The organism is Acinetobacter lwoffii, assembly GCF_024129735.1.
Lineage (GTDB): Bacteria > Pseudomonadota > Gammaproteobacteria > Pseudomonadales > Moraxellaceae > Acinetobacter > Acinetobacter lwoffii_H.
Map to the genome: position 1 here is coordinate 1 of NZ_JAMXXK010000064.1, position 13727 is coordinate 13727.

Genomic DNA, 13727 nt, shown 5'->3' on the forward strand with positions numbered 1-13727 from the left:
AAAAGCTTTATTTTCACCCGATAAAATACCCATAAAACAAGAGGAAGCTCAAATGAGCTTCCTCTTGTGAAAAATTGTGGGACAGCAATGACTTAATCGTCCCTTTTATGTTTCTTAGATTCACAAATGAAGTTCTTGAAAATTACTTGGCTTTTCCCGGCATTTTCAGATGAATCCGCTGACTTTCTTTAATCACTTCCATCACCGGATAACTGCGCGTTTCTTTAATTCCGGGCAATTGCCACAAGATCTGACCAGAGATTTTGCGGAATTCATCCATATTGGCACAGCGGATTTTCACCACGAAATCAAAACCGCCACTGATCATATGACATTCGATAATTTCAGGAATCTGCCGCACAGCATGGGAAAATTCATCTAAAACATTCGGTGTGGTTTTATCCAGTAAAATTTCAACAAAGACCACAAAACCATTATTCAACATGACTGGATTGAGGCGCGCTTCATAGCCCACAATAAAACCTTCCCGGATCAGCTTTTGTACACGCGCCAAGGCTGCCGTAGGCGACAGATTGACCAGTTCAGCCAGTTTGATATTGGAGAGCTTGGCATCGGATTGCAATAAACCCAGTATACGAATATCTATACGGTCAAGGTTCAAATAAGGACTTGGCATTAAAATTATTCTCTAAAAAAAGCGAAAACTATAGTGAGATATTCGTCAAATATTCTGTGATTATAGATTAAAACTCATTCACCTCAAAGAACTGATTGACGCAGTACAGGAAGTCACTATGCCAACCACTCTCCGCCCAGATTCAATTTTAGATTCAGCCCAGCATTCGAATTATATTGCTGAATTTAAACACAAAAACCAATACGAAGAACGTATTAATACGGCATGGCGTCGTGCTGAAACTGAATGCGTCGAAGAGTTATTGGCCCATAGTGAAATTTCTTCCGAAATGAGTGACAAGATTCAGGCGCTTGCCTTTGATCTCGCACATTCCTTACGTGAACGCAAAAGTTCCACTGGGAAAGCCGGTATTGTCCAATTATTGCAGGAATTTTCTTTATCCTCTCAGGAAGGCATTGCCCTGATGTGTCTGGCAGAAGCCTTGCTGCGGATTCCGGACAAAGCCACACGTGACCTGCTGATTCGAGACAAAATCAATCAAGGTAACTGGAAAGAACATTTGGGTCAGAGCCAGCTAATGTTTGTGAATGCGGCAGCCTGGGGACTGATGCTGACTGGCAAGCTGATGGAAACCCCGCAGCAAAAGAGCCTGTCTAGCTTGTTGACTGGTCTTTTGGCACGCAGTGGCCGCGGGATTATCCGTAAGGCCGTCGATGTTGCCATGCGCATGATGGGCGAGCAGTTTGTTACGGGTGAAACCATTGATGAAGCACTGAAAAATGCGGAGCCGCTGGAAGAAAAAGGCTTTCGCTATTCCTATGACATGCTGGGTGAAGCAGCACTGACCGATCCGGATGCTGAACGTTATTATCAGGATTATCAGCAAGCCATTCATGCCATTGGTCAAGCATCACAGGATAAAGATGTTTATGACGGGCCTGGCATTTCTATCAAACTCTCTGCGCTGCACCCCCGTTATCAGCGTTCGCAAATGGATCGCGTGCATGATGAGCTCTATGCAAAAGTACTGAAACTCGCGGTCTTGTCCAAGCAATACAATATTGGTTTAAATATCGATGCTGAAGAAAGTGATCGCCTTGAGATTTCACTTGAACTGTTAGAACGCCTGTGTTTTGAACCACAATTGCAGGACTGGAAAGGCATTGGCTTTGTGATTCAAGCCTATCAAAAACGCTGCTTCTATGTCGTGGATTACATCATTGATCTGGCGAAGCGCAGCCAGAAACGCTTGATGATTCGTCTAGTCAAAGGCGCATATTGGGACAGCGAAATCAAGAAAGCCCAGATTGATGGAATATCGGATTATCCAGTATTTACCCGTAAGGTACATACCGATCTGTCTTATATCGCCTGTGCGCGTAAGCTGCTAGCTGAACCGGATTACATCTACCCGCAATTTGCCACTCACAATGCACAAACGGTAGCGACGATCTATCAACTGGCGCAACCCGAGCAATACTATGCCGGCCAATATGAGTTTCAATGTCTGCATGGCATGGGCGAACCGCTATATGAAAATGTCGTGGGCGACCCATCGAAAAATAAACTCGGTGTACCCTGCCGGATCTATGCGCCAGTCGGCAATCATGAAACCTTATTGGCTTATCTGGTACGCCGTTTACTGGAAAATGGTGCTAATACGTCCTTCGTCAATCGTATTGCCGACAAAACTTTAAACATTGAGGATTTAATTGAAAATCCACAGCAAACCATTTTAAAGGCGTCAAAACAGGAAAGCGTATTGGGTGCCAAGCATCCTCGTATTCCTTATCCGCAAGATCTTTATGCTGATGCACGCATTAACTCTTCAGGACTCGATTTGGCCAATGATGCTGAACTCAGTATTTTAAATGAAGTCGCATCCAGTCTGGCAAATACGCAATTTCAGGCAGCGGCTATGGGAACGGCATTTAGCAGCGTGGATACAACCCATGCAGTTCCCGTAATCAATCCGGCACAACATCAGGATGTGGTCGGCACAGTCTATGAAGCAACTCCTGGACAGACCGAAATTGCACTCACCCAAGCAGTTAATGCACAAAGTTTCTGGGCCAATCTGTCAAAAAATGAGCGTGCTGCCTGCCTGAATAGAGCCGCAGAATTGATGGAAGAACGCCTGCTACCGCTCATGGTTCTTCTTTCTCGTGAAGCAGGTAAAACCTATGCCAATGCGATTGCCGAAGTGCGTGAGGCGGTAGATTTCTTGCGTTACTATGCAGCTCAAGTTTTGGATCTCAATGACAATGTACAGATCCAGCCTTTAGGTACTGTACTATGTATCAGTCCGTGGAACTTCCCGCTGGCGATTTTTACCGGTCAGATTTCAGCAGCGCTGGTCGCTGGCAATACCGTGATTGCCAAACCGGCTGAACAAACACCGCTCATTGCAGCACAAGCCGTACAGATTTTATGGGAAGCCGGCATTCCGCAGGATGTGTTACAGCTATTGCCGGGCCGTGGTGAAACCATTGGTGCACAGCTCAGTGCAGATCCACGTATTCAGGGCATCATGTTTACCGGTTCCACCGAGGTCGCCCAAATTCTGCAAAAAACCGTTGCAGAACGTCTGAATCAGTTTGGAGAAAGCGTCACCCTGATTGCTGAAACCGGTGGTCAGAATGCCATGATTGTGGATTCATCCGCCCTGACTGAACAGGTGGTTTTGGATGTTGTGAGCTCTGCCTATGACAGTGCCGGTCAACGTTGTTCTGCCCTGCGTGTCCTTTGTGTTCAGGAGGATAATCTGGAGGCTGTTCGCAACATGCTCAAAGGTGCCATGCAACAGTTGCGTGTTGGCAATCCGGTCTTGCTGAAAACCGATATTGGTCCAGTGATTGATGCAGAAGCCCAACAAAATATCCAAAAGCATATTGAGCAGATGCGCAGCAAAGGTCATAAAGTTCATCAGTTGATGTTTAATCAAGACCAGACTGAATTAACTCAAGGAACATTCATTGCGCCGACCCTGATTGAACTGCCAAATCTGAATGATCTGGAACGTGAAGTATTTGGTCCGGTATTGCATCTGATCAGCTATAAATATGGCGAACTGGAACAGTTATTAGAGCAGATCAACAGTAAGGGTTATGGCCTGACCATGGGTTTGCACACGCGTATTGATGAAACCATGCAAACCGTGATTGCGCGAGCAGAAGTCGGCAACCTGTATATTAACCGCAATATCGTCGGTGCGGTCGTGGGCGTCCAGCCTTTTGGTGGCGAAGGTCTGTCCGGCACCGGCCCGAAAGCGGGTGGCCCACTGTATATCTACCGTTTAATGCATCAAGTATCCGAGAAAAAACTGGCGCAGCCTTATGCAGTTCAAGCGGGTTCAGCACTTGTTGAAAATCACCTTGTTCAGGAGTTTAAAGCCTGGGCAGCTAAAAATTTCCCTACTTTATCCTTAAAAGCACCTATGCAAATTGCGACTGGTCAAAACTTTAGCCTGCAAGGTCCAACCGGTGAGGAAAATCAGTACCTAATCTTGCCACGTGAAAGCGTTCTATCCTTAGCCCACACAGAGCAAGACCAGATTCAGCAAATTCTGGCAATTTTATCGGTCGGCAGTCGTCCTGCATTCTTGGCTGACAATACTTTTATTCTGAAATATTTACCAACCATGCCAACCGCGGTCAGCAAGCAATTTAAAGTGGTCCGGGATATTGAAACAGGCGCGTTTGATGCCGTCCTGCATCATGGTGACACTACTGAACTGATTGACTTGCAGAAACGCATTGCAACACGCCAAGGTCCAATTATTGGTATCACCCATTTAACTTCGGGCAACTATGATATTCCGGTCGAGCGATTTGTGATTGAACGCGCGATCAGTATCAACACGGCGGCGGCAGGCGGCAATGCCAGCTTGATGACGATGGATAATCTCTAAATCAGTCCAATCATCTCAGCATTTTTAGCTTAAATCTTTCCTCTTTATGGCCAAACCTCTCTCCTCAGAAGGTTTGGTCTTTTTTATGCAGCTTTTAAAGCGGCTTGACTACAATAGGCTTAGGCAGATCGGCAATTTTTTGCTACCATTTGCGCTTTAAAATATTTGCGATTTCTTACTGCATATGACTTCATCTTATCAGCAACAACTTGAAGCCAAAATTGAACGCATCAGCGCTCAGTTTGCCGAATATCAACCACCTGCTTTAGAAGTATTCCAGTCTCCTGAAAAATATTTCCGCATGCGTGCTGAATTCCGGATCTGGCATACTGAAGATGATCTGTTTTATGCCATGTTCGAACGTGACGAAAACAACAATAAAAAAGTGATTCGTATTGATGAATTTCCAATTGCAGACCGCAGTATTAATGACTTGATGCCGCAACTACTGGCAGCATTCAAGGCAGATGCCAATCTGGGTCATCGTCTATTTGAAGTCCATTTTCTGGCGACGTTAAGTGGTCAGGTTCTGGTATCCCTGATTTATCACCGCAAGCTGGATGAAAGCTGGGAACCTGCCGCGAAAGCCCTGGCGGAAAAGCTGAATATCAAACTGATTGGCCGAAGCCGTGGCCAGAAATTCGTCCTGACAGATGAATATGTAGTGGAAGAGCTATCGGTCTTTGACCGTCGTTATAAATATAAGCAGATCGAAAGCAGCTTCACCCAGCCGAATGCACAAGTCTGCCAAAAAATGCTGGAATGGGCATGTGATGCAGCGGAACAATCAGATAAAGATTTGCTGGAACTCTATTGTGGCAATGGCAACTTCACCCTACCGCTTTCGACCAAATTCCGCCGTGTTTTGGCCACTGAATTAGCCAAATCTTCAGTTTATGCAGCTGAGTGGAATATTGAGCAGAACCAGATTGAAAATATTCAGGTTGCGCGTCTGTCTGCCGAAGAATTCACTCAAGCCTATAATGGCGAGCGTGTTTTCCGTCGCTTGCAGGAAGCACAAATTGATATTTCGACTTATGATTTTGATACGGTATTTGTCGATCCACCGCGTGCTGGTATTGATGATGAAACGCTGAAACTGTTACAGCGTTTCCAACGTATTATTTATATTTCTTGCAATCCAGATACCTTATATGACAATCTGAAACAGTTGTCTCAAACGCATAAAATCAGCAAGTTCGCCATGTTTGACCAGTTCCCGTATACGCACCATGTTGAGACCGGTGTCTTGTTGGAAAAAGTATAAAGAATTAGTTTCAATTTATTATATTGTTACAAAAATGGAGCTTTTCAAAGCTCCAATTTTTATATTAAAAATCATTTATTTAATAATAAATATTGACTTGTACAGCAAGAAATATCGTTAGACCTTTAGGCTTCCATCGGAAATTTTCAAGATCAACTGCTGCTTTTATCACATAGGTCCTATTGCTTTATTTATTTAATTGGCTATATTTCACTCTATGTTAGGTTGTTGTATGAAGGCTCTATGAGTTTTTGGCAAAAGTTGTTTTCTAATGAACAACACAATGAACACAAGAATCAAATCGCTTGTGTTGAAAATGATTGCTCTTGCAAGACAAATGAACAGCTTCTTGAAGCACTTTCTAAAGCTACTGATGAAGAAATCATCATCGGAATTAAAAAGGTTCTGGTATCTCGCGGCTATAGCCGCAAAGAACTGAATGAACTTCAGCACTTGCCATTGCAGTAATCGGCCAAGGTTACAGCCGTATAAAGAAAGCACTTGCGTAGTCAGGTGCTTTTTTTATGCTTGAAAGTTTAGTTTAAGGGTTTGGTCTTCTCTATTTCAGCATAGTTTATTAACTTCAACTTTAAAAGCTTCAGGGATCAGGCAGAAAATGTTGAATGACTTCTTTGATCCATGCTTGTGATTTTGCAGAAATTTTAGTACTTGCTTAGGCTATTTAAAACCTTTATCAGAAGAATATGTTCTAAATTCTGCTCTCTTCTAGCTCCTTTAAAACTTGGCTTAATAACTCTTCAATTCTGATCTGAAACTCAGGCAAGGCATCGATTAATTTAGCAAAACACAGTACACTTCCTATTAAACGACAATGCTTTTTTAAATGGCTTAATTCTGATATGCAACAGACTAAACGGTTTCCCATAGGCGCACATCTTATGGTTAAACATTTCGGTTATACCCATCATGGGATTTACGCCGGACGTGGTCGTGTCATTCATTATTCCGGCTTTGCGCATTTATTCAAGAAACGCCCGATTGAAATAACTTCTATTGAAAAATTCAGTCATGGCAAACCAATTCATATGCAACATTATGACTCGGCAAAATATAAAGGTCGTAAAGTGGTGCGCCGCATGCGGTCCAGAATGCATGAAAACAACTATCATCTGATTATTAATAATTGCGAACATTTGTGTACCTGGGCGATTACCGGTGTGGAAAGTAGCCCGCAAGTAATTTATATGATGAATCGCCTGACCACGATTGGTTATATCAGCTCGATGATGAGTTTTATGAACAGCATGTTCCTGACCCTGACCACGACCAGTTTCGCATTGGCGCTGTACATCAAGAAAAAACTCAGAGATAAAGCCAATCTGCGTTTGCAACAATACCGTGAATTGCAAGATCAGGCTAAAACCAAAGTGTCAGACCTGACCAATCTTAAACATCGTTAATTTAAAGCTCAGCCTGCCGATGATTTTTTGTGAGCAAGAAATTTTAAGTTCGTGTTTTACATTTTGATGATGTTGATAAGGAATCAAGTCAAATAGCCTTTTCTGGCTTGAATTGCCTCAGGTAGTGCTTTACCTAAAGAGCTTAGGGTTTCCCGCTCTACCAGCCGTACAATTGAATCTAGCGGTAGATCGTTATCCTGCAAGCCAAAGGGTTCTTCCAGCTCCGCACTGAGCTCATCGAGCCCGAGTAGCATATAAGCAATCAACCCGACCAGAATCGGCGTCCACAGGCCTAAATTCGCCTGCAAACTGAAAGGCAGGATAAAGCAAAAAGAATAAACCGCACGATGTAACAATACCGAATAAGAAAATGGTAATGGCGTTGACAAAATCCGGTCACAACCGGCCTGAATATCTCCCAAAGCCACAGTGTGCTGATTCAGGTTGTTATAAATAATATCGCTGATCTTGCCCTGCTGATACTGTTGTACCAGCTCTATTTGCATCTGTTCTAGCACCCATTGTGATGGATTGATTTGCATCGGCAATTGCTCGAATGACTTGGGTTCAAAACCGGTAGTAGCTTGATAAGTCTGAATACTGGGCGTTTGCTGTCTCAACCGGTCACGTAATAGATGGGTAAACAACATCATGCGGTACAATAAGACTTCACGGGTTTGATCGTCCAGAACGTGGCTATCACGGCATAAATGACGCGTGGTGGCAATCAGCGCGCCCCAAAGTTTGCGCCCTTCCCACCAGCGATCATAGCAGGCTGTATTTCTAAAACTTAAAAAAATCGAGAGAATGACACCAAAAATGGTAAAGCCAATTGCCGGAACAGCAGGAAGGCTGACGAAATGCGCCTGACTCAAATACACCAGTAAAGCGGAAATAAAGACCACCAAAACCAATGCGGGCAGCACCTTGGGCAGAATTGTTCCCTGCCAGGCAAACAGTAAACCCAAACTATTATTCTTATCACGCACAATCATGCAATTTTCCCTGCTGTATTGAAAAAGCCCAACCAGAGTTGGGCTTTTTACATTCTGACTTAAACCAGCTTATTTGCCAGGTTTAAAGCTGTCCTTAAGATCAAGGATACGGTTGAATACCGGTTTTTCGCTGGAATGATCGTATTGATCTGCCACAAAATAGCCTTCACGCTCAAACTGGAACCGGTCTTCCGGTTGTGCTTGTGCCAAAGCAGGCTCAATTACGGCTTGAACCACCTTCAATGATTCAGGGTTCAGGTTTGCCAAGAAGTCATCACCCACTTCAGGATCAGACTCAGTAAACAGACGGTCGTAAATACGCACTTCCGCAGGAACGCCTTTAGTCGCAGATACCCAGTGAATCACACCTTTGACCTTACGACCTTCAGGATTTTTACCTAAAGTTTCAGGATCAATCGAACATTTAAGTTCAACCACTTCACCATTTTCATCTTTAATGACTTCGTCACATTTGATGACATAGGCATGACGTAAACGGACTTCACCGCCTGGAATCAGACGTTTGAAGCCTTTTGGTGGTTCTTCTTCAAAGTCTTTACGGTCAATATACAGCTCAGTCGTCAATGGAATAACGCGCTCGCCCATATCGACATTCGGATGACGTGAATGGGTCAGGTCCATATCGGCTGGCAAGTTGGTTAACGTCACTTTTAATGGATTTAACACCGCCATACCACGAGCGGCGGTATTTTCCAGAGACTGGCGAATACAGTATTCCAGCATGGCCACATCGACGATACTGCCATCAACCTTCGATACACCAACACGTTGACAGAAATCACGTAGACCTTCAGGTGTGAAACCACGACGACGCATACCGACTACAGTTGGCATACGTGGGTCATCCCAGCCCTGAACATAGCTACCTTCCACCAGTTTACGTAATTTACGTTTCGAGGTGATGGTATAGTCCACATTCAAACGGCTCGATTCATACTGACGTGGCACGGATGGTGATTTAACTTTTGCCACTACCCAATCATAGAACGGACGATGATCCTGGAATTCCAGGGTACAGAGTGAATGCGTAATGCCTTCAATCGCATCAGACAATGGATGCGCATAGTCATACATTGGATAAATTTTCCATTTATCGCCAGTCTGATGGTGTTCAGAATGCAGGATACGATACAGAATCGGATCACGCATATGCACGTTCGGTGAAGTCATATCAATCTTGGCACGTAATACAGCCTGACCTTCTGCATATTCACCGCTGCGCATTTTCTCAAAACGCTCCAGGTTTTCTGCAACCGTTGCATCGCGTTGTGGCGAGTTTTTGCCTGGCTCAACGAAATTACCGCGGTTCAAACGGATCTCTTCAGGACTTTGCAAATCCACATAGGCATCGCCCTGCTCAATTAACTGAACTGCCCAAGTATAAAGTTGATCGAAATAGCTTGATGCATAACGCGGCTCGCCTTCCCACTGGAAGCCCAGCCATTTCACGTCATTGGCAATACCATCAACATATTCCTGCTCTTCGGCATCTGGGTTGGTATCGTCAAAACGCAGGTTACACACACCTTTAAATTCTTCAGCAATACCGAAGTTCAAGCAAATTGCTTTCACATGGCCAATATGTAAATAGCCATTCGGCTCAGGCGGAAAACGCGTCACCACCTGTTGAGTACGACCAGCGGCTAAATCATCAGTAATGACCTGACGTACAAAGTCCAAGCCTGGTTGTTGTTCTTGCTGCTGCACTGAATCGACTGCATTGTTCTTCTGGGTCGGGTTCTCGGGCAGAGATGTCACAACATCATTTGGCTTCATGATCAATCATTCACTTCTAAAGTTAAAAAGGGATTAACGAATATTTAATCGTACAAGTTGTACGTATATTCATTATCAAAGTTCCTTAGTTTAACTATAGGTGATTAATCTCTCAACCGCTAACTACGGTATTTGATTTCAATTCACTCATTTTAAAAAGTGAAAATACAGCAAGCTGCCCAAAACTAAAATATCAACACTTTACGAAACTGGAAAATGATTCAATTTGTGCCTGCCCGGAATATAACGCCCTGTCTGGCAGCATTTGAAATGCCTTGATAAATCAACGTATAAATAAGGTATTATTTTTATGCTTTTAACAAAGAAAATAATGTTTTTACTTGCCTTGTCGATTGTAGTTTGCTTATGCTTCACTCATTCAGAAAAAACCATGGCACTCGTCCATGATCAGGAGATTACACAATGAGTTTTCCTCAAGTCGAATTAAACACCAATAAAGGTCGTATTGTTCTAGAACTCAATGCTGAAAAAGCACCTAAAACCGTAGCTAACTTTTTAGAATACGTACGTGACGGTTTTTATGACGGCGTAATTTTCCACCGTGTTATTGATGGTTTCATGATCCAAGGTGGCGGCATGGATGAAAACTTCAAAGAAAAAGCAACACGTGATGCAATCGAAAACGAAGCAGACAACGGCTTGACCAATGACGAAGGTACGATTGCAATGGCGCGTACTCAAGCTCCACACTCTGCCTCTGCTCAGTTCTTCATTAACGTAAAAAACAACTCATTCCTTAACCACTCTGGCAAAACTGCTCAAGGTTGGGGTTATGCCGTATTTGGTAAAGTGGTTGAAGGTATGGACGTTGTGAACGAAATCAAAAACGTACGTACTGGCAACCGTGGCTACCACGCTGACGTTCCTCTAGAAAACGTAGTAATCGAATCTGCAAAAATCATTTCTGAATAAAAAACGTCCTCTCCGTTCTTTATGAGTTTTAAAGCGATGCTTTAAAACGGTGTAATGGAAAATCCCTCAGATGAATGAGGGATCTAGAGAGGAATAAAAGGAAAAGATTCGTGACCTATCTGTTTATCTCAGATTTACATTTGTCACCTGATCACCCTCGACTCGTTCGGGGGTTTTTAGATTTATTAACTGAATATCAAGATCAAAATACCCAACTGTATATTTTGGGCGACTGGTTCAATGCCTGGATTGGTGATGACTATACAGCTCCGTGGCTGGACGAGATTGTCACTACATTAAAACAGTTTACTCAGGCTGGGAATCAGGTCTATTTTCAGGCCGGCAACCGGGATTTTGTCTTGGGAAGCAAATTTTTAGCTCGATTTGGCGGGCAGCTTCTTCCTGAAATCGATCAGCTTATTATTGCCGGAACACGTTTTCGCCTGGAACATGGCGATGCATTATGTACCGATGACGTCTCCTATCAGCGTTTTAAAAAGATTATTCGTCATCCCTGGCTACTGGGTTTCTTAAGAAAAACCCCGCTTTCATTTCGAACCAGACTGGCCAACCGCTTTCGTCAGCAAAGCCATCAGGCACAACAGTTTAAAAGCTATGAAGTGATGGATGTCAACCCGCATGCAGTTGAGCTGGTATTACAGGACGTAGATGTACTGATCCATGGTCATACACATCGCGCAGCTATTCATCAACTGGGTCAAAAGAGAAGAATTGTGCTGGGCGACTGGAAAGAAGACAGTGCAGAGATTCTGGAAATTCAGGAAGATCAAAGTTTTGATACCCTGAAACTAAAAAAGTGGCGATATTAATCAGCCACTTTTTACGATATGGATCTGCTTAACACAGACGATAAAGCTGGTTTACCCCAGTATAGAAACTTTTACCATCGAGATTGAACTGAAACTCCTCACCCGTTGGCAATTGAATCATTTTACCGACTTCAACCCAGATAAAACCGTCCATTGTATTTTGCTTGCGCTTTAATGGAACCAGTTTCACGTTAATTTCATTGCCATCAGTGGCCGTGGCAATATGCCATTCATTGATTTTGATCAAAATATTTACTCACACGATATGAGCTTTTTGTGACTATATGGAGAGAGATTAATAACAACCTAGTTTACATAATAGTTCTATGGTTAGTAGATCTTATTTGAGTTCAAATACTTGAACTGAAAAGTACATCACAATCAGCTTAAAATAATAATAGAAGCAAGAACAGTACTTGCTTGAAGTGCAACCAGTGTAAGCTATTTATCCAGTAAAAGCAAAATTACATTGTAATGACAAGAGGATGGGATTCTTAAGAGTTTTTTTCATGCTTTGTTAATTATTAGGCTTTTGATTTTTATTATCTAAAATTCATTTTAACGTTATTTCATTTCCGTTGATAAACAAAACCTGTCTTTAGATACTTGAAAATCAATATTAGAGACATGAAACTCAGCCCGAGGTACAGCAAGTTCCATTCTCCTGTTTGTTGATAATTCAGGATAAAGAAAATAGCATTTAAGACTGCAAAAGTACGTGAATCATAAAAAAGCTTGTTGCGCTCTCCTAGTTCTTTGCTGACGTTTATTTTCTAAGATGTTTTTCTGTTTTTGTAAAAACTGTTCCGCTTCCTGAAGATTCATTATGATTTTCTTATAGCTGAATGAATAGCTCATCCCAAACAATTTCTGGTTAAAAATAAACCAAAAATTTAAGCCAGCTATTCATTCAGAATCTCTTGTTGATTAATAACCACCTGCCGGATTATTCACATTGATATCCGTTTTATATTTCCCCAATAGATCACGCAAGGAATTCATCAAAACACTGGTATCTACGCCGACTGCAACAAACTCAGTGCCAAGTTCGATATATTTTTGCGTCACTTCATGCTGGGTTGACAGAATTCCTGCAGCCTTGCCAGCTGCACGAATCCGCTGAATTGCATCAATTACAGCTTTTTGTACTTCAGGATGATTCGGATCACCTTGATAACCCATAGTGGCAGACAGATCAACGGCACCAATAAATACCCCATCAATCCCGTCGATCTGAAGAATAGCATCCAGATTTTCCAGTCCGGTTACTGATTCAATCTGGATCAATAGACAGATTTCTTCATGTGCCGTCTGATAATAATTCGGAATGCTGTTCCAGCGGGTGGCACGTGCCAGTGCAGCACCAACACCACGAATCCCTTCAGGTGGGTAACGGACTGCCTTAACCATGAGTTCGGCCTGTTCCACGGTTTCTACCATCGGAATCAACAGCGTTTGTGCACCGATATCAAGGAGTTGCTTGATCAGTTGCACGCTACCAATGGGCGGTCGTACCACTGCTTGTGAGGGATAAGCAGCAATACTTTGCAGTTGCGACAAAGTCGTTCTCAAATCACTGGGCGCATGCTCACCATCAATCAGCAGCCAGTCATAGCCTGCATTTGCCGCAATCTCGGTGCCATAGGCATCCGCCAGTCCAATCCATAAGCCGATTTGCTGCTGGGTTTTCAGTTTGTGTTTAAAATAATTGGTGACTTGCATCCGCTAACCTATTTTCATGTTGCCGGCGATGTCTCTTATTAAACGCTTCTCACTTAAAAGTGCCAATAGACAAAAACTGGGTTTTAATCTGATTTAACTCTAAGTTTTGCTTGAATCCAACTCAAGATCATTTCAGAACAGGCTTTGCCTGATGCTTTTTTATGGCGGATTCAAGCGGCAAGTGCAACAGTATAAAAACCAGCCATAACTTCACTCGGTGTATACCAACCTAGTGTTTTTCTAGGACGATGGTT

The 13727-nt window shown here is 43.0% G+C and carries 11 protein-coding genes; 6 read left to right on the plus strand and 5 right to left on the minus strand.

Annotated elements, in window-relative coordinates; translation table 11 throughout:
* Window positions 1-142 precede the first annotated feature (142 nt).
* Window positions 143-637, minus strand: a complete 495-nt coding sequence (locus NI469_RS14140; RefSeq protein WP_253175569.1) for an Lrp/AsnC ligand binding domain-containing protein — start codon at window positions 635-637, stop codon at window positions 143-145.
* Between the two features lie 118 nt (window positions 638-755).
* Between NI469_RS14140 and putA the strand changes: the two genes are divergently transcribed.
* From putA to NI469_RS14160, 4 genes are all read left to right on the plus strand, one after another.
* A complete protein-coding gene (gene putA, locus NI469_RS14145) occupies window positions 756-4508 on the plus strand; it encodes a trifunctional transcriptional regulator/proline dehydrogenase/L-glutamate gamma-semialdehyde dehydrogenase (protein ID WP_253175570.1) in 3753 nt (1250 codons plus the stop codon).
* Between the two features lie 184 nt (window positions 4509-4692).
* Window positions 4693-5775 carry a tRNA (uridine(54)-C5)-methyltransferase TrmA gene (gene trmA, locus NI469_RS14150; protein WP_253175571.1) on the plus strand — a complete coding sequence of 361 codons (1083 nt, stop codon included), beginning with the start codon at window positions 4693-4695 and terminating at the stop codon, window positions 5773-5775.
* A 243-nt stretch (window positions 5776-6018) separates the two neighbouring features.
* A complete protein-coding gene (locus NI469_RS14155) occupies window positions 6019-6243 on the plus strand; it encodes a hypothetical protein (RefSeq protein WP_034436106.1) in 225 nt (74 codons plus the stop codon).
* 392 nt (window positions 6244-6635) lie between these two features.
* A complete protein-coding gene (locus tag NI469_RS14160; protein WP_026055785.1) occupies window positions 6636-7196 on the plus strand; it encodes a lecithin retinol acyltransferase family protein in 561 nt (186 codons plus the stop codon).
* Between the two features lie 83 nt (window positions 7197-7279).
* Here the strand turns inward: NI469_RS14160 and NI469_RS14165 are convergent, their stop codons facing one another.
* On the minus strand, window positions 7280-8191 hold the full coding sequence (locus NI469_RS14165; protein ID WP_253175572.1) for a bestrophin family protein: 912 nt from the start codon (window positions 8189-8191) through the stop codon (window positions 7280-7282).
* 69 nt (window positions 8192-8260) lie between these two features.
* Window positions 8261-9988 (minus strand): glutamine--tRNA ligase/YqeY domain fusion protein, encoded by a 1728-nt coding sequence (locus NI469_RS14170; RefSeq protein ID WP_004279842.1) that lies wholly within the window; start codon window positions 9986-9988, stop codon window positions 8261-8263.
* 423 nt (window positions 9989-10411) lie between these two features.
* Between NI469_RS14170 and NI469_RS14175 the strand changes: the two genes are divergently transcribed.
* Window positions 10412-10921, plus strand: a complete 510-nt coding sequence (locus tag NI469_RS14175) for a peptidylprolyl isomerase (RefSeq protein ID WP_004279844.1) — start codon at window positions 10412-10414, stop codon at window positions 10919-10921.
* Window positions 10922-11031: 110 nt separating this feature from the next.
* On the plus strand, window positions 11032-11751 hold the full coding sequence (locus NI469_RS14180) for a UDP-2,3-diacylglucosamine diphosphatase (protein WP_253175573.1): 720 nt from the start codon (window positions 11032-11034) through the stop codon (window positions 11749-11751).
* Between the two features lie 28 nt (window positions 11752-11779).
* Here the strand turns inward: NI469_RS14180 and NI469_RS14185 are convergent, their stop codons facing one another.
* Together NI469_RS14185 and hpaI are read right to left on the minus strand one after the other, a co-directional pair.
* The gene (locus NI469_RS14185) at window positions 11780-11998 is read right to left on the minus strand and encodes a hypothetical protein (RefSeq protein ID WP_005251621.1); all 219 of its coding nucleotides are present in this window, start codon (window positions 11996-11998) and stop codon (window positions 11780-11782) included.
* A 680-nt stretch (window positions 11999-12678) separates the two neighbouring features.
* Window positions 12679-13473: a 4-hydroxy-2-oxoheptanedioate aldolase gene (gene hpaI, locus NI469_RS14190; RefSeq protein ID WP_253175574.1), complete on the minus strand. Its 795-nt coding sequence runs from the start codon at window positions 13471-13473 to the stop codon at window positions 12679-12681.
* Window positions 13474-13727 lie beyond the last annotated feature (254 nt).